The following is a 19,938-nucleotide window of genomic DNA, read 5'->3' as shown; positions in this document are numbered from 1 at the left end:
CTGGGGTGTCAGGGGGTCAGCCGGCGTAGTCGGGGGCGGCGGGCAGGCCGAAGAACTCCTCGAGCGTGGTGACGCCCGTGTCGTGCATCTCGGTCGCGAGGGGCACGCCGACGTACCGGAAGTGCCAGGGCTCGTAGGTGAAGCCGGTCACGGCGACCTTGTCGGCCGGGTACCGCAGCAAGAACCCGAATCGCCACGCGTTCGCGGCGAGCCACCGCCCCTGGGTCGTGTCGCCGAAACAGGCCTGCAGGGCACAGCTCAGCGGCACCGGGCTGATGTCGAGGGCGAGCCCGGTCTGGTGCTCGCTGAAGCCCGGGCGGGCGCTCTGGGCGTCGGCCTGGGCCTGGCCGAGGCGTTGCACCCAGCCGGCGTAGACGCTCACCTGGGTGTCGTACGAACGGTAGGCGCTCTGCACCTGGAACGCCCCTGCTCCCTCGGCTTCGCCGGCCTGGAACATCGCGACGACGGCGGCCGCCGGCTCGGCCCGCAGCGTCGGCGGGTTCTGGTGCGCGACGTCGGGCGTGACGAGGTCGGTGGGCGCGTAGTCGACCGGATCGAGCGGACGCAGCTTGTCGCTGACGACCCACAGGCTGGCGGGGTCGTCGACCGACAGGGCCGTCTCGTCGAACGCGGGTGTCGTGGGGGACGTGGGAGGCGCCTCCTCGGTCGGGGTCGGGGCCTCGGTGGCCGTCGGCGTCGCGGTCGCGGCCGACGTGGTCGCCGTCGACCCGGACGGGCCGGGGCCGGGCGGACCGCCCGAACAGGCGGCGAGCAGGCCCGTCGCGAGGACGGCCGCCAGGACGGTCACCGCGGGGCGCGGCAGGAGGTGGCGTCGAGACATCGCGTCGAGCCTAGTCACGGGCGGGCCGACGGTCACGCGGCCGGCATCGGCGGCTCGATCCCTCTTGTTGTCGGAAGCTTGCTCGTGAAGTAACTTTGCGTTCTGCGCAACGTCGCGTCGAGTCCCCTCCCCCTGACAGGAAGACACCATGTCGAGCGCTGCCTCCGCCCCCACGACCACGGCCCCCGCCGAGCGCGAGGGCCTGATGACCCACCGTCAGATCCTCTACGTGATCTTCGGGCTCATGGCCGGCATGTTCCTCTCGGCCCTCGACCAGACGATCGTCGGCACCTCGATGCGGACGATCGCCGACGACCTCGACGGGCTCAGCCTGCAGGCGTGGGTGACCACCGCCTACCTGATCGTGTCGACCATCTCGACGCCGATCTACGGCAAGCTCAGCGACATCTTCGGCCGCCGCCCGTTGTTCTTGATCGCCATCTCGATCTTCCTGCTCGGGTCGGTCGCGGCCGGCTTCTCGGAGAGCATGTACCAGCTGGCGATCTTCCGGGCGATCCAGGGCATGGGTGCCGGCGGCCTGATGGCGTTGCCGCTGACGATCATGGGCGACATCCTCGCCCCGCGCGAGCGCGCCAAGTACCAGGGCTACTTCCTGGCCGTGTTCGGCATCTCGAGCGTCATCGGGCCGCTCGTCGGCGGGCTCTTCGCCGGTGCCGACCAGATCCTCTTCGTGACCGGCTGGCGCTGGGTCTTCCTCGTCAACGTGCCGATCGGCGTCGTGGCGCTCTTCATCGTCGTGCGTTTCCTGCACATCCCGGGTCAGAAGCGCCGCGAGAACGTGCGCATCGACTGGTTCGGCGCCGCGGCCGTCATCGTGGCCGCCGTGCCGCTGCTGCTGGTGGCCGAGCAAGGCCGCATCTGGGGCTGGAGCTCGCCCGGGGCGTTCGCCTGCTACGTGATCGGGGCCGTCGGCATCGTCGCCTTCGTCGTGATCGAACGGTCGATGGGCGACGACGCGCTGATCCCGCTCAAGCTCTTCCGCAACCCGACCTTCTCGATGGCCACCGTGCTCGGCGTGCTCGTCGGCTTCGGCATGTTCGGCGCCCTGCTCACGGTGCCGCTGTACCTGCAGCTCGTCAACGGCGCCACGCCGACCGAGAGCGGGTTCCAGATGCTGCCGATGATCGCCGGCCTGATGATCTCGTCGATCGTCGCCGGCCAGCTCATCTCGCGCACCGGCAAGTACAAGGTCTTCCCGATCACGGGCACGGCCTTCATGGCCGCCGGCTTCTTCTGGTTCACGAACCTCTCGTTCGACAAGCCGTACTGGTTCATGATGGTCGGCATGCTGCTGGTCGGCCTGGGCCTCGGGCAGCTGATGCAGACCCTGACCATCGCGTCGCAGAACTCGGTCGGCCCCCGCGACATCGGCGTGGCCACGTCCGCCTCGACGTTCTTCCGGCAGATCGGCGGCACGCTCGGCACCGCGGTGCTGTTCTCGGTCCTCTTCAGCCGCATCCCGCAGACGATCGCCGCCGCGTTCGCCGATGCGAGCCTGCAGGGACGCGCCCAGGCCGCCCTCGCCGACCAGTCGGTGCTGTCCGATCCGGCGAACGCCTCGATCCTCAAGCTCTACCAGGCGGCCGGCAGCGGAGACACGTCGCAGGTGAGCGGGGCGCTCGACGGCAACACGTCGTTCCTCAACACGGCCGACCGGCGCCTGGCCGCACCGTTCCTCGACGGGTTCGCGAACGCGGCCGTCACCGTGTTCTGGGTGGCCCTGGCGGTCGTCCTGGTGGCCTTCGCGCTGAGCTTCTTCCTCAAGGCGACGCCGCTGCGCCAGAAGTCGGCCATCGACGAGGCGGCCGACGACGCCCGTGCCGCCGTCGCCGCCGACGCCGCGCTCTCGGCCCAGGCCGCCGCCGCGCAGACCGGCTCGCTCGTCGCCCCCGACACGGGGTCGATCGACGTCGTGCCGGCCGGTGAGCGTCGCGACGACGCACCTCCGCGGGCGTGACGAGGGCGCCCGCGGGGTCACCGAAGAGCCCCGACCGTCGCCGGATGCCCGCGAGCTGGTGTCGCGAGGCGGCAACCGTCGGGTAGCGTTCCTCCGACGGCGTTTCGACGCCGAACGGATCGTCTCGTGTCCGGCGTTCCCTGCCCGTGAAGCTCACGCGGGAGGCGAGACGACCGAAGGCCGCACGCCCACCGGGCGTGCGGCCTTTCTCGTCGGCCGAAGAAACGCCTGGTCGGCGAAAAATATTTAGCTAGACGGGCTAGCGAGGCGGGTTAGACTCACCGCATGCCCGATCAGCACGCCACCGCCGCACCGTTCGACGCGTCCGGTTACTGGTACAGCAGCAGCACCGAAGAACGCGGCGTCACCGTGCTGAACACCCTGCGCGCCTACCGCGCGGCCGAGGTCGCCATGCGGGCCCGCACCCGCAAGTCGATGAAGATGAACGACACCGACCTCGCCGCCCTGAGGTTCCTGCTCCGGGCCCAACGCCGGGGTGACAGCGTGACCGCCAAAGAACTGGCCACGCAGCTGAAGATCACCTCGGCCTCGACCTCGGTGCTGATCAACCGCCTCGTGGCGAGCGGACACATGCTGCGCCACCCGCACCCGTCCGACAAGCGCGGCGTGCTGCTCACGGCCACCGGCGAGTCGAACTCCGAGGTGCGTGACACGATGGCCGCGATGCACGCGCGCATGATCTCGACGGCCGAGTCGCTCGACCCCGACCAGGCCGCCGTCGTCGTGGGGTTCCTGCAGCGCATGACGGCCGCGATCGAGATCGACGACCACCACGTCGACGACGCCGACCGGCCGGCCCCGGTGGCCGAGGCGGGCGACGCGACCTCCTGACCCGCGCCTCCCGGGGGTCGCTCGACCGCCGGCGTCAGCCGTTGTGCGAACAACCGGTGAATTGTCTAGACGGACTAGACGCAGGGTGCCAGGCTGACCGGACGACGCCGGTTCACGGCGGTGTCGTGACCGTCAGAAGCACTTCCACCGTTCCGCCAGGCAGCGCAGGGTTGCCGGAGACGAGCCGAACATGACCACCATCGACGTCGCCCGCAGCGACCGCCCCACCCCCCGCAGCACCTTCTCGGAGGTGCGCGACACCGCCCGCCAGCGGACGCTCGCCGTCATCGCCACGGCCGCCACCGGCGCGAGCGTCAGCCTGGTCGCCGCCCTCGTCCTCGCCCTCGGCGCGGTCCGATGAGCACGTCGCCGGGCCTCTCGGCCCAGCAGATGCAGGGCCTCACGCACGAGCAGCTCGTGTCGTTCGTCCGCGGCTCGGTCACGACCGTCGCCTCGGTCGCCGACCTGCACGCGGTCAGATCGACTCGACCCGCGCCGACGGCAGCCGCCTGCGCATGACCCCCACCGCCTCGTCGTTGCTGTCGACGAGCAGGTAACGCCGCCCCAGGGCCTCGGCCACGGCGCCGGTCGTGCCGCTGCCGGCGAAGAAGTCGAGCACCCAGTCGCCCTCGCGACTCGACGCCTGCACGATGCGTCGGAGCACCCCCTCGGGCTTCTGCGTCGGGTAGCCGGTCTTCTCGCGGCCCGTCGGCGACACGATCGTGTGCCACCACACGTCGGTCGGCAGCTTGCCGCGCGCGACCTTCTCGGGCGTGACGAGGCCCGGCGCCATGTAGGGCTCGCGGTCGACGCTGGTCGAGTCGAAGTGGTAGCGCTTGGGGTCCTTGACGTAGACGAGGATCGTGTCGTGCTTGGTCGGCCACCGGTTGCGGCTCTTCGCGCCGTAGTCGTAGGCCCAGATGATCTCGTTCAAGAAGCAGTCCCGCCCGAACAGGGCGTCGAGCAGCACCTTGGCGTAGTGCGCCTCGCGGTAGTCGAGGTGAAGGTAGAGCGTGCCGTCGGGGGCGAGCAACCGCCAGGCCTCGGCGAGGCGCGGCTCGAGGAACGACCAGTAGTCCTCGAACCGGTCGTCGTAGCCCATCAGGTCGCCGCGGATGCGCTCGTACCGCACGCCCTTGAAGCCGGCGACCGAGGTGACCGAGTCCTCGGCGCTGCGCACCGACGTGGTGGAGCGGCGCCGTTGCTGCCGCCCGGTGTTGAACGGTGGGTCGAGGTAGACGATCGTGAACCCGCCGTCGGGCAGCCGGGCCGTCACGTCGAGGGCGTCGCCGTGGACCACGAGGCTCGGGGAGGCGCTGGTCCAGTCGAGGGGCATCCGTCCATTCTGCTGCCTGCCGGGCACCGGCACGTGCCCGATCCCCGGCCGGGGGCGCGTAGCGTGTCGGGATGACCACCGAGGTAGAGAACCGTCCCACCCAGAACCAGTACGCCCTCGTCGAGGACGGCGAGACCGTCGGCTTCGCGGCCTACGACGTCGTCGGCCACGAGATCCGCTTCACCCACACCGAGATCGAGCCCAGTCGCCGGTCGGCCGGCCTCGGTGCACGGCTCGTCCAGGGCGCCCTCGACGACGTCCGCGAGAACACCGACCTGAGGGTCGTGCCGCTCTGCCCGTTCGTGGTCGACTTCGTCGAGGACCACGTCGACTACCGCGAGTTGCTCGACCGCTGACGACGGCCCGGCCGCCGGGGCCGGACCGACCGCCGGGGCGGGTCGGGAGGCGCGGGTCGCCTCGTCCGCGCCCGTCCGGGCTCAGGGCACGCGCGCCAGCCACTCGGGCGTCGCGAACTTCGAGGTCACGAGCTGCTCGGCCTTCTCGAGCTCGGCCTCGGTGACGTGCCCCTCGGTCGCGCCGTAGAGCCCGGTGAAGGTCTGCTTCAGGCGCTCGATGATCTCGGCGCGGGGCAGGCCGGTCTGGCTGCGCAAGGGGTCGACGCGCTTGGCGGCGCTCGTCGTGCCCTTGTCGCTCATCTTCTCGCGTCCGATGCGCAGCACCTGCACCATCTTGTCGCCGTCCATGTCGTACGACATGGTGGCGTGGTGCAGCAGGGCGCCGTTGCCGAGCCGCTTCTGCGCGGCCCCGCCGATCTTGCCCTTGGCGCTGGTGATGTCGTTGAGCGGCTGGTAGAACGCGTCGATGCCGAGCGATTTGAGGGCGGTGATGACCCACTCGTCGAGGTAGGCGTACGAGTCGGCGAAGCTCATGCCCTGGACGAGCTCGCCCGGGGCGTAGAGCGAGTAGGTCACGATCGACTGGGCGTCCATGAACATGGCACCGCCACCGCTGATGCGCCGGACGACCTCGAAGCCGTGCGTCGAGGCGGCGTCGAGGTCGACCTCGTTCTTGAGCGACTGGAAGCTGCCGATGACCACGGCCGGCTGGTCCCACTCCCAGAAGCGCAACGTGGGGCCGCGGCGACCGGCACCGACCTCTTCGGTGAGCACCTGGTCGAGGGCGAGGTGCAGGTTGGGCGACACCGGGGCGTCGTGCACGATCTGCCAGTCGTAGTCGCGCCAGTCGGTGGCCTTCGAGAGGCTTCGGCGGATCGCCACGGCGATGGCCTCCGGCGTGAAGCCGAGCAGGACGGCGTCGTCCGGCAGGCCCTGCCTGATCGCCGCGGCGATGGTGGCAGCGTCGGACTCGACCGGCAGGCCGTTGACCGCCCGGTCGATGGCGTCGAGCGCCGTGTCGGGTTCGAGGAAGAAGTCGCCCGCGAGTCGGAACCCGGCGATGCGGCCCTCTCTCACGTCGAGGTCGACGACCACGAGCTTTCCGCCTGGGACCTTGTACTCACCGTGCATGGGGGCAGCCTATGCCCGCTGTCCGACGCGCTCGTCGAGCCATCGCACCAGGTCGGCCACGACCTCGTCGCGGTTGGTCTCGTTGAAGACCTCGTGCCGGGCCCCGTCGTAGACGATCAGCTCGACGTCGCTCAGCCGACTGCGGTTCACGTAGGCGTCGGCGAGCTTGCGGGCGCTCTCCTCGCCGCCGAGGGTGTCGTCGCTGCCGACCAGGATCAACACGGGCGGATCGGCGTCGAGCGACCGCGACGGGCGACCGAACAGCCGCAGGGCGTCGCGGTAGCCGAACAGGTCGACGACGGTCGCGACGGTCATCAGGGGGTCGGCCTCGGCTCGTTCGACGACGCCGCGATCGCGGCTGAGCCACTCGTAGCCCGTGCCGCCCTCGTGCGCGTGCCGAGCGTTCAGGTCGCCGCCGTTCATGCTGCCGGGCATCCGGTACGCCGTGCCGCTCAACACGACCGCGTCGAAGAGCGACGCCCGGCGGTCGACGATCTTCTGCATCATGAGCGAGCCCCACGAGTGCCCGAGCCCGACGAGCGGCAGGCCCGGGTTCTCGGCACGGGCGATGCCCGCCAGCTGGACGACCTCGGCGATCGTGCCGCGCAGGCCCGACGGCCCGAGCCGTCCTAGCTTGGCGTGATCGCCGTCCCACTGGCCGAGGCCGGTCTCGCCGTGCCCCAGGTGGTCGTCGGCGTAGACCGTGTAGCCGGCTCGCACGAGGTCGTTCGCCAACCGTTCGTAGCGCAGCGCGTGCTCGGCCACCCCGTGGGCGAGTTGCACGACGCCCCGCGCCGAGGCGGCACGCCAGACGTAGTAGTGGACGGTGACGCCGTCGGCGTCGACGAAGGTGAAGTCGCCTCGGGCGGCGGAGAAGGTCGGCATGGGTCGAGTCTTCCACCCGGCGCCGCGTCCTCCCCCACGACGGCACGACGGGCCGCCCCCTCGCGGGTGGCGGCCCGTCTCGGTGGCGGCCCGTCTCGGTGGCGGCCCGTCGTGACGCCGGGTCGGTCGGACGACGTCGGCTCAGTGGTCGTCGTCGTCGTGGCCGTGGTCGTCGTCGCCGTCGTGGTCGTCGACGCGCGAGCCCGAGTGGTGACCGGAGTCGTCCGCCGGCACCGGGGTCGGCGTCGTCACCGACCCGCGCCGCGAGTCGTCCGCCAGGGGCGTCGGCGTCGCCGCCGAGCCGGGCGAGTCGTCGCCCGCCACCGGGGCCGGCGTCGTCACCGACCGCGACGAGTCGTCGTCGACGCGGCTCGACGTGACCGCGTAGTCCCCGTCGAGCAGCACCTTCGCCTCGCGACCGTCCGGCAGCACGATCTCGACCTCGTAGCCGACGAGTCCGTCGTCGAGGGTGTCCACCTCGGTGACGGTGCCGCCGCCGGTCTCGGCGAGCGCCGCCTCCTGGGCCCGGTCGCGGCTCTGCGTCGACACGTGGTCGTCGGAGCCCGAGGCGATGGCCACGCCACCGCCCCCGAGGACGAGCACGCCCGCGATGCCACCGGCGATCAGCAGGGACTTCTTCGTGGTGAGGGTGTTCTTCAGCATGGTGTCTCCGTCCGTGGGGCCGCGGTGCGGCCGGTCGATGCCGCTCTGTCGAGCGGGTGACCACACCCTCTCGAGCGGGCACTGAACCCGTGCTGAAGCCACCTGAAGAACCGTTCAGGAGGCGCGGGTCGGCCCGGTCGCGCGCCCTCGACCCTGCGCACCGCGTTTCGTGCACTGCACCCCGCCCAGACCCGGCGTCGTGCACGAAACGCGGTGCCGGGCCGTGGAGGGCGGGGGGAGGCGCCCGACTCAGGCCGAGCCGGCGGGCAAGGTCACCACGAAGCGGGCACCACCGAGGGGGGAGGCCGTGACCGACACCGCGCCTCCGTGGACGCGGACGATCTCGCGCACGATGGCGAGCCCGAGGCCGCTGCCGCCCGAGTCGCGGGTACGGGCCTCGTCGAGGCGCACGAAGCGTTCGAACACCCGCTCGCGGTCGGCCTCGGCGACGCCCGCGCCGTCGTCGTCGACGGTCAGCGCGACGCCGCCGTCGTGCTCGGACAGGGCGACGGCGACGCGCGATTCGGCGTGGCGGGCCGCGTTGGCCACGAGGTTGTGCACGACCTGGCCGAGCAACCCCTCGTCGCCGTCGACCCGTGCGGGGCCCACGGCGGTCGCGTCCACGCCGAGCCGGCCGCGGCCGTCGACGGTCGGTGCGTCCCGCAGCCGGGCCGTCTCGGCGACCACGAGGTCGTCGAGGTCGACGGGGCGACGCGTGACCCCGAGGGCGCCCTCGTCGGCCCGCGCGAGGACCAGCAGGCCCTGCACGAGCGCCGTCAGCCGCGCCTCCTCGCCGAGGACGGTGCCGGCGAGCGCGGCGCCGTCGATGCTGCCGGGGTGCAGCAGGGCGACCTCGGCGTGCTGGCGGATCGTCGCGAGGGGGGTCTTCAGCTCGTGCGAGGCGTCGCCGACGAAGCGCCGCTGGGCCGTGGCCGACGAGTCGAGCCGGTCGAGCATGCCGTTCAGCGTGTGCGCGAGGCGGGCGATCTCGTCGCTGCCGCCCGGGTCGGGCAACCGGTGCGACAGGCTCTGAGCCGTGACCGAGTCGACCTCGCGCCGCATCGACTCGACCGGGCGGAGGGCCCGGCCCACGACCAGCCACGTGGTGACCCCGAGCACCAGCAGCGCCACCGGGATCGCGATGCCGAGCGTGACGAGGCTGGCGGAGGAGGCGGCGCTCGCCTCCCCGAAGGAGCGCGCGGCGACGACGGCGTACTCGGTCGTGACCGTCTCGACGGGAGTGGTGGCCGCCTCCGGGCTCACCGACGCGTCGTCGGAGGTCGCCGCGTCGGTGCCGGAGTCGTCGCCACCGGAGTCGTCGTCGGACCCCGTGCCGCCGCCGGAGTCGTCGTCGGACCCCGAACCGCCGCCCGAGTCGTCGTCGGACGACTCCGACGGGGTCGGCGTCGGGGTCGCCTCGGGAACGACGGGGGTGGGCGTCGGCGTGCTCTCGACCCCCACGTCCTGGCGTTCGACCACGAAGTCGCCGCCGTCGAGGTCCACGCGGTCGCCCGAGGCGGCCGACGCGATGGACGAGGCGAGGTCGGTGAGGTCGTCGTCTCCGCCCGAGGCGAGCACCCGCCCGGACGCGTCGGTCACCACGACCAGCGATCCGTCGGCCTCACCGGCGACGGCGACCGACGGGGACGAGCCGAGGGCGAGCGCCGACACGGCACGGTCCACGTCGGCCGAGGCGGCCTGACGCGGGGCGTCGGCGAGCACGGCCTGCTGCACGAGCGCGAAGACGAGGGTGAAGAGCCCGAGGGTCAGGGCGACGGCGAGCACGGCGGCCGACGTGATGCGCGACCGCAGCGACGCCCGCCGGGCCCGGCCGCGCCCGCCGCCGACGGTCGGGTCGAGCCCCGCGACGCGGTCGCGACCGGTCCGCTCAGCCACCCCGCGCCTCCAGGCGGTACCCCGCCCCGCGCAGCGTGACGATGGCCTCGCGGCCGAAGGGCCGGTCGACCTTGTTGCGCAGGTGCCGCACGTAGACCTCGACGATGTTGGGGTCGCCCTCGAAGTCGTCGTTCCAGACCCCGTCGAGGACCTCGCGCTTCGTGACCACGCTGCCGGCGTGCCGCATCAGGAACTCGAGCACGGCGAACTCGCGGCTGGTCAGCTCGACCTCGACGTCTCCGCGGTGGACGCTCCGCGAGGCGGGGTCGACACGCAGGTCGCCGGCTTCGAGCACCACGGGGCGTTCTCGGGCGCCGCGGCGGACGAGGGCCCGCAGCCGGGCGAGCAGCACGGCGAACGAGAACGGCTTGGTGAGGTAGTCGTCGGCGCCGGTGTCGAGGGCCTCGACCTGGTCCCACTCGCCGTCCTTGGCGGTCAGCATGATGACGGGAGTCCAGTCGCCGCCCTCGCGCATCGCCCGGCAGACGGCGTACCCGCTCATGCCCGGCAGCATGATGTCGAGGACGACCACGTCGTAGCTGCCCTCTCGGGTCCGCCAGAGCCCGTCGGTGCCGGTCCCCGCGACGTCGACCGCGATGCCCTCGGCCTCGAGACCGAGCCGCAGCCCGTCGGCCAGTGTCGACTGGTCCTCGACGACGAGCACGCGCACGGTGGCCCTCCCTCGGTCGCGCGGGTGCGCGTCGTGCCCATCATGGCGGGCACGCGCTGAAGCGGGGCTGAAGCGGGACGGCAGGAGGCGCGGTGCGGGACCGCCCGCACCGCGCCTCCTCGGACTCCGACGTCAGTGCGCCGAGTAGCCGCCGTCGACGAGGTGGTAGCTGCCGGTGACGAACGAGGCCTCGTCGCTCAGCAGGAACAGGACGAGGGCGGAGACCTCGGCGTCGGTCCCCAGGCGGCCGGTGGCGTGCTGCGCCTCGAGGTACGAGAGGGCGTCGCCGTCGAGCGACGAGCGCACGAGGGGCGTGTCGATGAAGCCGGGGCCGACGGCGTTGGTGCGGACGCCGCGCTTCGAGTACTCGAGGGCCGCGACCTTGGTCAGGCCGACCAGGGCGTGCTTGCTCGCGACGTAGGCCGCGTTCTGCGCGATGCCGACCGAGCCGAGCACCGAGCTCATGTTGACGATCGAGCCGCCGCCGGCCTCGACCATGGCGGGCAGCTGGTAGCGCAGGCCGTAGAAGACGCCGTCGAGGTCGACGGAACGGACGCGGTCCCAGGCGGCGATGTCGTAGTCGCCGATGTCGGCGGCCGGTGCGCCGATGCCCGCGTTGTTGACGGCGAGGTGCAGGGCGCCGTAGGTCGACTTCGCGAACTCGACGGCCGCCTCGGACTGCTCGGGCTTCGCGGTGTTCTGCTCGAACGCGACCGCCGTGCCGCCCGCGGCGACGATCTGGTCGACGACGCCCTGCGCCGCGTCGAGCTTGATGTCGGTGACGACGACCGAGGCGCCCTCGGCCGCCAGGGAGCGCGAGATCGCGGCGCCGATGCCGCTCCCCCCGCCGGTGACGAGTGCCGTCTTGTCGCTGAACCGTGCCATGGTGCGTGCCTTCCTCGATCGTGGCCGACCGTCGGGGCCGGTCGGGCTCGTCGACGAGCCCGCCTGCGAACATACGCTTGCATGGAGTTCGGGGCAACACGTGTCGTTTTGCCGCGCGAGCGCGCGACCGCCCGGCCGGGCTCAGGCCGCTGTGCCGCCGATGTTGACCATCCAGTGCTGGCCGTACCGGTCGTCGAGCATGCCGAACGAGTCGCCCCACGGCGCCTGCGCCAGGGCCTCGTGCACGGTGCCGCCCACGGCGAGCGCGTCGAACCAGCCCGTCAACGCGGCGGCGTCGTCCGGGCCGCCGAAGAGCGACAACGACACGCTGCTGGCCTCTTCGAGCGGGTACGAGTCGGGCCGGTCGGCTCCCATCAACAGCAGGCCCGACGGCGTCTGCAACTGACCGTGCATGACCTTCTCGGCCTCGGCGGGCGTGCCGACGCCGAACTCGCCGAACGTGCTGAAGGTCGGCGTGCCGCCGAAGACCGTCGCGTAGAAGTCGAAGGCCTCGCGCGTCCGGTCGCGGAACGCCAGGTACGGGGTGAGTTGCACGGTCACGGTGTCCTCCTCGGGTCGCGGCGCCGGTCGACGTCGAGCCCAGGGTGGCACCGCGCCGCCCGGCGCACCACCCCCCGTCGACCGCAGGAGGCGCGGGTCGCGCCGCCGACCGCAGGAGGCGCGGGTCGCGCCGTCGACCGCAGCAGGCGCGGGTCGCGCCGCCGGGTCAGGTCGCCGGGCTGCCACCTCGCGACGACGCCCACGCCTGCACGGCCAGCCCGGTGGCGATGAAGCCGAGCATCAGCGCGCCCATGACGACGGCGGTGCCGCCGAGTGCCCCGGCGAGCGGGGTCGCCGCCCCGCCGAGCCCGAACTGGAGGCCGCCGGCGAGCGCGGCGGCGGTGCCCGGCGCCCGGTGCCCGAGGGCCTGCGTCAGCGTGATCGACCCGGGGATCACCCAGCCCCAGCCCGCCGTCACGAGGGCCAGCGCCGGCCAGACGAGCGCGGGGCCGAGACCCGTCAGCGCGCCGACCAGCACGAGGGCCGAGCCGACCGTGCAGGTGACGAGCCCCGCGGTGAAGAGGTGGTCCTCGGCGAAGCGCCCCACGAGCCGGCGGAACACCAGGGTCGAGGCGATCATGCACGAGGCGTTCGAGGCGAAGACGAGCGTGTAGAGGCCCTCGCCGAAGCCGTACTGCTCCTGGAAGACGAACGACGACGTCGCGATGTACGAGAAGAACCCGATCGTCGCCGCGCAGCCCGTCACCAGGTACCAGCGGAACCTCGGCATCGCCAGCAGGGTGCCCATCCGCCGCAGGGACGCGAGCAGCGAGCCCGCCCCCGGCTCGGGGTCGACGAGGGTCTCGGGCAGGCGACGCGCGGCGGCCCAGGTCAACGCCGCCCCGAGCACGGCGAGGACGACGAACGTCGCCCGCCAGGTCGACACCGAGAGCACGACGCCGCCGACGAGCGGCGCGACGACGGGCCCGACGGCGTTGATCGCGGCGAGCGTCGCGAAGAGGCGGCTGCGCACCAGCCCCGTCGTCGAGTCCCCCACCATGGCGCGGGCGGCCACCGAGCCCGCCGCACCGCCGAGGCCCTGCGCGACGCGCGCCACCACGAGGGTCGCCGCGTCGGGGGCCACGGCGCAGGCGATCGAGGCGAGGGCGAACAGGAGCGTCCCGCCCAGCAGGACGCGCCTCCTGCCCCGCCCGTCGCTGATCGGCCCGATCACGATCTGGCCCACGGCGAAGGCGACCAGGAACGCCGTGAGACTGAGCTGCACCTCGGCCGTCGTGGCGCCGAGGTCGCGCGCGATCGCCGGCAGGGCGGGGATGTACATGTCGGTCGCGAACGGCGAGATGCCCACGATGAGCGCCACCGTCAGCACGGCCCCCCGCCCGGACAGCCAGGAGGGGCGGGTCGGCTCGGCCGGGACGTCGTCGTCGCTCATCGATCCGAGCCTAGGCGCACGCCGGTGCCGTGCCGCCTCCGGGTGCCGCGCATCGCACACCCCGCACCCAGACGTTTACTTAGCCGAACTAAACGAGTATCGTGGCCCGCGATGACCGACTCCGCGCCTCCCACCGCTCGGGCCCTGCCCCACGCCCAGCTCGCCACCGACGTCCGTGGGGCGGTGCTGCGCCTCGCCCGGCGGCTGCGGCAGCAGAAGGCCGACGCCGACGTCACGGACGCCCAGATGGCCGCACTCGGCTACGTCGTGCAGAACCAACCGCTGACGATCGGGGCGCTGACGGCGCACGAGGGCGTGACTCCCCCGTCGATGAACCGCACCGTCGGCAAGCTCGTCGACGCCGGCCTGCTGCGCCGCACCGTCGACGACGACGACAAGCGGCGCGTGCTGCTCGAGACCACCGAGGCCGGGGCGGCGTTCGTCTTCGAGACGCGGCGGCGTCGCGACGAGTGGCTGCTGCCCCGCCTCTCGGCCCTGACCGCCGACGAACGCCGCACCCTGGCCGAGGCGACCGACATCCTTCGGAAGCTGACCCGCTCGTGACCGCGATGTTCCGCAGCCTGTCGCTGTTCAACTACCGCCTCTGGTTCGCCGGGGCCCTCGTCTCGAACGTCGGCACCTGGATGCAGCGCACGGCGCAGGACTGGCTCGTCCTCACCGACCTGACCGACAACGACGCCACGGCGCTCGGCATCACGATGGCGTTGCAGTTCGCGCCGCCCATCCTGATGGTGCCCATCACCGGGCTGATCGCCGACCGCTTCGACCGTCGACGCCTGCTGATGGTCACGCAGCTGAGCATGGGCCTGCTCGGGCTCGGCCTGGGCCTGCTCGTGCTGACCGACAGCGTGCAGCTCTGGATGGTCTACCTCTTCGCCCTGCTGCTCGGCGTGGCCGCGGCGATCGACGCTCCGGTGCGACAGAGCTTCGTGTCCGAGCTGGTCCCCCCGGGGCACCTCACCAACGCCGTCAGCCTCAACTCGGCCTCGTTCAACGGCGCCCGCCTGGTCGGACCGGCGGTCGCGGGCGTCCTGATCGCCACGATCGGCACCGGCTGGGTGTTCGTCATCAACGCCGGGTCGTTCGCCGCCGTGCTGCTGTCGCTGCGGTTCATCCGGGTCGCCCAGCTCGAACTGAAGCCGGCCGTGTCGCGGGCGAAGGGGCAGATCCGCGAGGGGTTCCGCTACGTGCGGTCGCGGCCCGACCTGGTCGTCGTGTTCGTCATGGTCTTCGTCATCGGCACCTTCGGCCTGAACTTCGCGATCTTCACCTCGACCATGGCGAGCGTCGAGTTCGGCGTGGACGCCAGCGGGTTCGGCCTGCTGTCGTCGTCGATCGCCGTGGGCTCCCTGGTCGGCGCCCTGCTCTCGGCCCGCCGCGAGAGACCCCGCTGGCGGGTGCTCGTCACCGCGGCCCTCGCCTTCGGCGTGACCTCCCTCGTCGCGGCGGTCATGCCGACCTACTGGAGCTTCGCGGCCGTGCTCGTCACCGTGGGGCTCGCGTCGATCACGCTGATGACGACGGCGAACGCCACCGTGCAGCTCACGACGGCACCGCGCATGCGTGGCCGCGTCATGGCGCTCTACATGGCCGTCTTCACCGGCGGCACCCCGCTCGGAGCCCCGGTGGTCGGCTGGGTCGCGAACGTGGCCGGCCCGCGCTGGGCGATCGGGGTCGCGGCGGCGTCGGGCTTCGTGGCCGCCGGCGTCGCCATCGCGTGGCTCGTGCGCGGGCAGCACCTGCGCGTCCGGCGCGTCCACGACGGCGAGCCCGATCCCGTCACCGGCGCCCTGCCGGTCCTCGGCGCCGGCAGGTTCCACTACCGACTGCAGCACGACGGCGACGGGGCGGCCGTCCGCGAGCGCGACGAGGCCGCGACCGACCTCGCGGTGGACGAGGGCACGGCGACCCGGCCGTCCTGAGCGTCGGCGCGGCCCTGCGCGGCGCGGCGCGACGCGATGCCACGCGACCGCAGGAGGCGCGGTGCCGGGCGACCGCAGGAGGCGCGGTGCCGGGCGCCCGCAGGAGGCGCGGTGCCGGCGCTCCCCTCACCGCGCCTCCTCGGCGGCCCCGGTCAGGCGTGCAGCGACACGACCCAGGCCGCGATCAGCACCACGAACGGGGCCACGAGCAACAGGTTCAACGCCTTGTGCTCGACCATGACGGCCACCCACTCGCGCAGGAAGGCGCTCGGCACGTAGTAGGCGGCGGTCGGCGACGCCACGACGTCGGCGCTGCTGCCCGTGTCGCGCGCCAACAGCGCCGCCCGCAGCACGTGGTAGTCGTTGGTGACGACCAGGGTCGAGCCCTCGCGCGCGGCCTCGGCGAGCACCCGTCGGGACAGCACGAGGTTCTCGCGGGTGCTGCGCGAGGCGGTCTCGGGTCGCACGTCGGCCGGGTCGGCCCCGTGGGCGACGAGGTACTCGGCCATGGCCTCGCCCTCGGGTCGGGGCTCGTCCGCCCCCTGGCCGCCGGACGGCACGAGCAACGGCCGACGCGTGCCGTCCGGGGCGGAGCGGTAGATCGCGAGGGCCCGATCGAGTCGGCTGCGCAGCAGCGGCGGCACCTCGCCGCGGACGAGCCCCGAGCCGAGCACGATCACGGCGTCGGGCAGCTCACGTTCGCGGGGTCGGGCGTAGACGAGCGACCAGAGGGTGAAGGCGGCGAAGGTGGCCGCCGCGTACCCCGAGACGAACACGATCACCAGGGCCAGGACGAAGACGACGTCCTGCAGCACGGGCACGGTCGTCCGGCCGGCCGCCACCACGATCGTCACCACGAGGAACGGCACGCCGATCAGGGCGAGCCCGGCGAGCAGCGAGAGGAGGTTGCCGAGGCTGCGCCCCTCGGACCGCAGCATCGTGACGCCGTTGGCGATCGCGAAGACTGCGAGAGCCAGCACGAGCACCGGCACGAGGGCGACCGCGAGGACGATCAGCAGGGCGAAGGGCGGGAAGACCGCGACGAGGACACCTGTCGCGGCGACGAGGCCGAACCCGCCGGCCATGAGCAGGAACACCCCGTTGCGGAACCGCCGGGCGTCGCGGCGTCGCGACACGACGAACAGCGGCAGGAAGACGACGGCGATGCCGGCCGAGATCGCAATCATGCGCCGAGGCTACCCAGGCGAGACCCCAGGACGTCGCCCGGACCCCGCTGCGCGCACGGGGGTCTCGGCGAGATCGTGGGGTCTCGGCGGGCGGGGCGTCAGCGGGGGCGTCAGCGCTCGAAGAAGTCGCCGAGCCCGGGGAGCCGGAACCCCTCGCCGAGGCTGCCGAGCTGGTCGCCGAGCCCACCGACCTGCTCGCCCAGGCCGCCGACCTGCTCGCCGAGGCCGCCGAGGTACTCCTCGCCGCCGGCGGTGAGGCCGTCGAGCCCCTCGAAGCCGAAGCCGTTCGTCAGCTGGTCGAAGTCGATGCCCGAGGCAACGGCGTCGCCCAGCAACGGCAGGGCGACGCTGCTGACGGCGGCCGCGCCGGCGACGGCGACGGCGAGGCCCGCGACGCCGGCCACGCCCGCACCGACCGCCGCACCCGCCGCGACCTTGCCGCCCGTGCTGCCGAGCACGCGCTTCATGAGCCCGGGGTGCGCCGTCTCGCCCCGGGTCGCCGCGCGGGCGAGGTCGGCGGGCGCGCTCGAGGCGGGGCGCTCGCCCGCGGGCACCTCGGCGCTCAACCGGGCGAGCACCTGCTGGCGCTGCTCGGGCGTGAGGCGCTCGAAGGCGTCGCGGTGCACCTGCTCGAGCTGCTGCGGCGGCGCGGTCTGCAGCAGGTAGTCGTACTTGGCCAGGGCCGCGCGGTCGGCAGCCGACCCCTGCGGGGCGTGGCCGCCGGTGCCCGGACGTCCGACGCCCTGCTGGTGCTGCGGCTGCTGGTGCTGCGGCTGCCGGGGCGCGCCGTACCCGCCGGGCTGGGGCTGCTGCCCGTTCTGACGGTCGTCGCCGGTGACCTTGTCGGAGACCTTGCGCACCATGTCGCGCCAGTCGGTCGAGCCGCCGGACGCGCCACCGCGGCCGGACGAAGAAGAGGACGAGTTGCCGAGCGCACGAGCGGCGGCACCCAGGAGACGGTCGAAGTTGGCCATGCGCCCGATCCTCTCGACCCAGCATCCGAGAAGCCCCCGCAGAAGCCGAGCATCCCCCGGGAGCGGCGCGTCCGACGCCGCGGGTTACGGTCGAGCCCCCCTCGGGGTTACATTCGCAGGGGACATCCGCCCGGACCGACCGTCGGTGAGGCGTCCCGCGCCAGGAGGTGTCGCATGGGCAAGGCAGCAGTCACGGGCTGGATCGCGCTCGTCATGCTGGTCTCCGGTGCCGCGCTCGTCCTGGCCGCGACCTTCCGGTTGGCGAGCGTGGGGCTGTTCTCGGGCGGGTTCATGCCGCTCGGCGAACTCGACTTCGTCACGGTCGGCATCTGGCTGCTGGGCGCCGCCCTCGCCGTCGGCGGTGTCACCGTCGCCCTCGTCGGCCTGGCCGACCGCGTGCTGGGAGCCCTCCCCCACGACGACCCGGCGCCGGTCGCCGCCGACGAGCGCTCCGCGGCCCCCTCGCCGCTCACGACCGCCCCGGCATCCCGGGAGGCGCGGGTCCCGCCCGCCGGACGACCCGCGGTCGCCGCCTCGCTCGCGTCCGCCCCCGTGGTCGCCGCCGTCGCCGCCCCGACGTCGCCTCTCCCCGCGACCTCGGCCGCGGCCGCAGGCGTGGCGGCACGGGCCGACACCGCGACGCCGCTGCCCACCACGACGCTGCCGACGCCCGGGGACGCACCCACCGAGACCACCACGGCGACGACGACGGGCGACCAGGCTCCGGCCGCGCCGACCCTGGCCGACCGCCTCCGCCCCGCCCTGTCGACCGCCGCCGCCCACGTCGCCGCGGCGGCCCGCACGGTCGGCGACGCCCTGGCCCGGGCAGGTCGGGCGACGGCGCGTGCCGTGCGTCGCGCGTCGCGCGCGACCGTCGCCTGGGCACGGCGCACCACGCCCGTCGTCGTCGCCTGGTTCCGCACGACGGGAGGCACCGTCGCGACCCATGCCCGACCGGCCGCCCGCTCGACCTGGGACGGCGTGCGCCACGGCAGCCGGGCCACGGCGGCCGGAGCCGTCGTCGCCGCCCGGGCCACGGGGGCGACCGCGCGCCGCGCCTCCTCGGCCGCTGCCGCCCGCGCACGCGAGAACACCCGCACGCTCGCGGCCGCCCGGGCCGCCGCCCGCCAGGCCGAGCTCGACCGCGAGCAGGCCCGTGAGGCCGCGCGCCTGGACTTCCTGGCCTCGCGGCGGGCCCCGGCCACGACGCCGACGACGGCCGCCGCGGCGATGGCCGGCCCGGTCGACGCCGCCGTCAGCGAGCAGGAGTCGGCCCCCCTCACCCACAGCGTCTGACGCCGTCGCCCGGCGGTGTCGCAGTGCCTCCTCCCCTAGGCTCACGGCATGCGCGCACCCCTCGGACTCGTCGGCCTCGTCGTCCTCGGGCTGGCCCTGGCGGGGTGCACCTCGGCCGGGGCCGGAGCCGGTGGCCCGGCCGAGCGCGCCTCTGCGTCCGCGGCCCCGGCGGTCGACGGCGTCGAGCTGCCGCCCGAGGGCGCCCGCTTCGACTACCAGCTGGGAGGCGCGTCGACCGTCCCCGACGGAGCCACCGTCGTCGCCCGCGACAGCACCGACGACCCCGCCGAGGGCGTCTACGGCATCTGCTACGTGAACGGGTTCCAGACCCAGCCGGGCGTGGAGTGGCCGACGGACCTGCTGGTGCGGACGGCCGACGGCGAACCCCTGGTCGACCCGGGCTGGCCCGACGAGCACCTGTTCGACCTGTCGACGGAGGCGGTGCGGCAGGCCGTCGCCGAGCGTCAGGCGTCGACGATCGACGGCTGCGCCGACTCGGGCTACCGGGCGGTCGAGTTCGACAACCTCGACTCGTGGACGCGGTCGGACGGAGCCTTCGGCGAGGACGACGCGGTCGCCTACGCCACGCTGCTCGTCGCCCGGGCGCACGCCGCGGGGCTGGCCACGGCCCAGAAGAACACCGCCGACCTGGGCACCCGCGGGCGCGACGAGGTCGACTACGACTTCGCGGTCACCGAGGAGTGCGACCGCTACGACGAGTGCGCCGCCTACACCGACGTCTACGGCGGGCTCGTGTTCGACGTCGAGTACACCGACGACCTGCGCGGCCCGGTCGCCACGGTGTGCGCCCGGGTCGACGCGCTCGACCCGGCACCCTCGACCATCGTGCGCGACCGCGACCTGGTGCCGGCCACCGACCCGGCCCACGTCTACACGGCCTGCTGACCCGCGCCTCCTGCGCTTCGGCCCCCGCGCCGCACCCGCGCTCTCCGCACCGCGTTTCGTGCACCACACCGTGTCTCGACGCGGTGCGGTGCACGAAACGCGGTGCGGAGCGGAAGGCGTGGCGTGGCCTGGCGTGGCGCGGTGCGGAAGGTGCGGCGCGGCGTGGCGACGCACGCGAGCCGCGA

The 19,938-nt window shown here is 73.4% G+C and carries 20 protein-coding genes; 8 read left to right on the top strand and 12 right to left on the bottom strand.

What is annotated here, in order from left to right; all coding sequences use genetic code 11:
• Nucleotides 1–16 precede the first annotated feature (16 nt).
• Nucleotides 17–841 carry a M15 family metallopeptidase gene (locus tag AC3CCI_RS09230; protein ID WP_488626964.1) on the bottom strand — a complete coding sequence of 275 codons (825 nt, stop codon included), beginning with the start codon at nucleotides 839–841 and terminating at the stop codon, nucleotides 17–19.
• Between the two features lie 148 nt (nucleotides 842–989).
• Between AC3CCI_RS09230 and AC3CCI_RS09225 the strand changes: the two genes are divergently transcribed.
• The 3 genes from AC3CCI_RS09225 to AC3CCI_RS09215 all read left to right on the top strand — a co-directional run bounded on the left by AC3CCI_RS09225 (nucleotide 990) and on the right by AC3CCI_RS09215 (nucleotide 4,032).
• Nucleotides 990–2,819 (top strand): MDR family MFS transporter, encoded by a 1,830-nt coding sequence (locus tag AC3CCI_RS09225; RefSeq protein WP_488626963.1) that lies wholly within the window; start codon nucleotides 990–992, stop codon nucleotides 2,817–2,819.
• 285 nt (nucleotides 2,820–3,104) lie between these two features.
• On the top strand, nucleotides 3,105–3,671 hold the full coding sequence (locus AC3CCI_RS09220) for a MarR family winged helix-turn-helix transcriptional regulator (protein ID WP_488626962.1): 567 nt from the start codon (nucleotides 3,105–3,107) through the stop codon (nucleotides 3,669–3,671).
• 190 nt (nucleotides 3,672–3,861) lie between these two features.
• Nucleotides 3,862–4,032, top strand: a complete 171-nt coding sequence (locus tag AC3CCI_RS09215; protein WP_354595037.1) for a hypothetical protein — start codon at nucleotides 3,862–3,864, stop codon at nucleotides 4,030–4,032.
• A 114-nt stretch (nucleotides 4,033–4,146) separates the two neighbouring features.
• On the opposite strand, the gene AC3CCI_RS09210 is transcribed toward AC3CCI_RS09215, so the two are convergent.
• A complete protein-coding gene (locus AC3CCI_RS09210; protein WP_354595038.1) occupies nucleotides 4,147–5,007 on the bottom strand; it encodes a DNA-methyltransferase in 861 nt (286 codons plus the stop codon).
• Between the two features lie 71 nt (nucleotides 5,008–5,078).
• Between AC3CCI_RS09210 and AC3CCI_RS09205 the strand changes: the two genes are divergently transcribed.
• The gene (locus tag AC3CCI_RS09205) at nucleotides 5,079–5,363 is read left to right on the top strand and encodes a GNAT family N-acetyltransferase (protein WP_354595039.1); all 285 of its coding nucleotides are present in this window, start codon (nucleotides 5,079–5,081) and stop codon (nucleotides 5,361–5,363) included.
• A gap of 81 nt (nucleotides 5,364–5,444) precedes the next feature.
• Here the strand turns inward: AC3CCI_RS09205 and lplAB are convergent, their stop codons facing one another.
• The 8 genes from lplAB to AC3CCI_RS09165 form a co-directional block, all read right to left on the bottom strand.
• Complete coding sequence (lplAB, locus tag AC3CCI_RS09200; RefSeq protein ID WP_488626961.1) at nucleotides 5,445–6,494, bottom strand: lipoate-protein ligase LplAB; 1,050 nt, start codon at nucleotides 6,492–6,494, stop codon at nucleotides 5,445–5,447.
• Nucleotides 6,495–6,503: 9 nt separating this feature from the next.
• Complete coding sequence (locus AC3CCI_RS09195; RefSeq protein WP_354595041.1) at nucleotides 6,504–7,379, bottom strand: alpha/beta hydrolase; 876 nt, start codon at nucleotides 7,377–7,379, stop codon at nucleotides 6,504–6,506.
• A 141-nt stretch (nucleotides 7,380–7,520) separates the two neighbouring features.
• Entirely contained in the window at nucleotides 7,521–8,042 is a 522-nt protein-coding gene (locus tag AC3CCI_RS09190; RefSeq protein ID WP_488626960.1) for a PepSY domain-containing protein, read from the bottom strand.
• Between the two features lie 249 nt (nucleotides 8,043–8,291).
• Nucleotides 8,292–9,938: a HAMP domain-containing sensor histidine kinase gene (locus tag AC3CCI_RS09185; RefSeq protein ID WP_488626959.1), complete on the bottom strand. Its 1,647-nt coding sequence runs from the start codon at nucleotides 9,936–9,938 to the stop codon at nucleotides 8,292–8,294.
• The gene (locus tag AC3CCI_RS09180; protein ID WP_354595044.1) at nucleotides 9,931–10,608 is read right to left on the bottom strand and encodes a response regulator transcription factor; all 678 of its coding nucleotides are present in this window, start codon (nucleotides 10,606–10,608) and stop codon (nucleotides 9,931–9,933) included. Before AC3CCI_RS09180 ends, AC3CCI_RS09185 begins: the two co-directional genes overlap by 8 nt.
• Nucleotides 10,609–10,740: 132 nt before the next feature.
• A complete protein-coding gene (locus tag AC3CCI_RS09175) occupies nucleotides 10,741–11,493 on the bottom strand; it encodes an SDR family NAD(P)-dependent oxidoreductase (RefSeq protein WP_354595045.1) in 753 nt (250 codons plus the stop codon).
• 141 nt (nucleotides 11,494–11,634) lie between these two features.
• The gene (locus AC3CCI_RS09170) at nucleotides 11,635–12,054 is read right to left on the bottom strand and encodes a VOC family protein (RefSeq protein WP_354595046.1); all 420 of its coding nucleotides are present in this window, start codon (nucleotides 12,052–12,054) and stop codon (nucleotides 11,635–11,637) included.
• A 166-nt stretch (nucleotides 12,055–12,220) separates the two neighbouring features.
• Complete coding sequence (locus AC3CCI_RS09165) at nucleotides 12,221–13,447, bottom strand: multidrug effflux MFS transporter (protein ID WP_354595047.1); 1,227 nt, start codon at nucleotides 13,445–13,447, stop codon at nucleotides 12,221–12,223.
• Nucleotides 13,448–13,558: 111 nt separating this feature from the next.
• Between AC3CCI_RS09165 and AC3CCI_RS09160 the strand changes: the two genes are divergently transcribed.
• Complete coding sequence (locus tag AC3CCI_RS09160; protein WP_354595048.1) at nucleotides 13,559–14,011, top strand: MarR family winged helix-turn-helix transcriptional regulator; 453 nt, start codon at nucleotides 13,559–13,561, stop codon at nucleotides 14,009–14,011.
• Entirely contained in the window at nucleotides 14,008–15,390 is a 1,383-nt protein-coding gene (locus AC3CCI_RS09155; RefSeq protein WP_488626958.1) for an MFS transporter, read from the top strand. Before AC3CCI_RS09160 ends, AC3CCI_RS09155 begins: the two co-directional genes overlap by 4 nt.
• A 152-nt stretch (nucleotides 15,391–15,542) precedes the next feature.
• Here AC3CCI_RS09155 and AC3CCI_RS09150 read toward each other — a convergent pair whose 3' ends face one another.
• Nucleotides 15,543–16,577, bottom strand: coding sequence for a YdcF family protein (locus tag AC3CCI_RS09150; protein ID WP_488626957.1), 1,035 nt, complete (start codon nucleotides 16,575–16,577; stop codon nucleotides 15,543–15,545).
• Nucleotides 16,578–16,687: 110 nt separating this feature from the next.
• The gene (locus AC3CCI_RS09145; RefSeq protein WP_488626956.1) at nucleotides 16,688–17,551 is read right to left on the bottom strand and encodes a cation-transporting ATPase; all 864 of its coding nucleotides are present in this window, start codon (nucleotides 17,549–17,551) and stop codon (nucleotides 16,688–16,690) included.
• A gap of 174 nt (nucleotides 17,552–17,725) precedes the next feature.
• Here AC3CCI_RS09145 and AC3CCI_RS09140 point away from each other — a divergent pair, with 174 nt between their 5' ends.
• Together AC3CCI_RS09140 and AC3CCI_RS09135 are read left to right on the top strand one after the other, a co-directional pair.
• Nucleotides 17,726–18,847, top strand: a complete 1,122-nt coding sequence (locus AC3CCI_RS09140; RefSeq protein ID WP_488626955.1) for a hypothetical protein — start codon at nucleotides 17,726–17,728, stop codon at nucleotides 18,845–18,847.
• A gap of 48 nt (nucleotides 18,848–18,895) precedes the next feature.
• Entirely contained in the window at nucleotides 18,896–19,753 is an 858-nt protein-coding gene (locus tag AC3CCI_RS09135; protein ID WP_488626954.1) for an endo alpha-1,4 polygalactosaminidase, read from the top strand.
• Nucleotides 19,754–19,938 lie beyond the last annotated feature (185 nt).

Source organism: Frigoribacterium sp. CF331 (genome assembly GCF_057787905.1).
The sequence above is the reverse complement of the archived record's forward strand: the minus strand, read 5'-3'. Positions and strand labels throughout refer to the sequence as shown.

Excerpts from the sequence above, each read along its gene's own strand:
- AC3CCI_RS09225 (WP_488626963.1), top strand. The coding sequence starts at position 990 with ATGTCGAGCGCTGCCTCCGCCCCCACGACCACGGCCCCCGCCGAGCGC.
- AC3CCI_RS09140 (WP_488626955.1), top strand. The coding sequence starts at position 17,726 with ATGGGCAAGGCAGCAGTCACGGGCTGGATCGCGCTCGTCATGCTGGTC.
- AC3CCI_RS09190 (WP_488626960.1), bottom strand. The coding sequence starts at position 8,042 with ATGCTGAAGAACACCCTCACCACGAAGAAGTCCCTGCTGATCGCCGGT.
- AC3CCI_RS09195 (WP_354595041.1), bottom strand. The coding sequence starts at position 7,379 with ATGCCGACCTTCTCCGCCGCCCGAGGCGACTTCACCTTCGTCGACGCC.
- AC3CCI_RS09160 (WP_354595048.1), top strand. The coding sequence starts at position 13,559 with ATGACCGACTCCGCGCCTCCCACCGCTCGGGCCCTGCCCCACGCCCAG.
- lplAB (WP_488626961.1), bottom strand. The coding sequence starts at position 6,494 with ATGCACGGTGAGTACAAGGTCCCAGGCGGAAAGCTCGTGGTCGTCGAC.
- AC3CCI_RS09175 (WP_354595045.1), bottom strand. The coding sequence starts at position 11,493 with ATGGCACGGTTCAGCGACAAGACGGCACTCGTCACCGGCGGGGGGAGC.
- AC3CCI_RS09150 (WP_488626957.1), bottom strand. The coding sequence starts at position 16,577 with ATGATTGCGATCTCGGCCGGCATCGCCGTCGTCTTCCTGCCGCTGTTC.
- AC3CCI_RS09165 (WP_354595047.1), bottom strand. The coding sequence starts at position 13,447 with ATGAGCGACGACGACGTCCCGGCCGAGCCGACCCGCCCCTCCTGGCTG.
- AC3CCI_RS09145 (WP_488626956.1), bottom strand. The coding sequence starts at position 17,551 with ATGGCCAACTTCGACCGTCTCCTGGGTGCCGCCGCTCGTGCGCTCGGC.
- AC3CCI_RS09215 (WP_354595037.1), top strand. The coding sequence starts at position 3,862 with ATGACCACCATCGACGTCGCCCGCAGCGACCGCCCCACCCCCCGCAGC.
- AC3CCI_RS09220 (WP_488626962.1), top strand. The coding sequence starts at position 3,105 with ATGCCCGATCAGCACGCCACCGCCGCACCGTTCGACGCGTCCGGTTAC.
- AC3CCI_RS09135 (WP_488626954.1), top strand. The coding sequence starts at position 18,896 with ATGCGCGCACCCCTCGGACTCGTCGGCCTCGTCGTCCTCGGGCTGGCC.
- AC3CCI_RS09230 (WP_488626964.1), bottom strand. The coding sequence starts at position 841 with ATGTCTCGACGCCACCTCCTGCCGCGCCCCGCGGTGACCGTCCTGGCG.
- AC3CCI_RS09210 (WP_354595038.1), bottom strand. The coding sequence starts at position 5,007 with ATGCCCCTCGACTGGACCAGCGCCTCCCCGAGCCTCGTGGTCCACGGC.
- AC3CCI_RS09205 (WP_354595039.1), top strand. The coding sequence starts at position 5,079 with ATGACCACCGAGGTAGAGAACCGTCCCACCCAGAACCAGTACGCCCTC.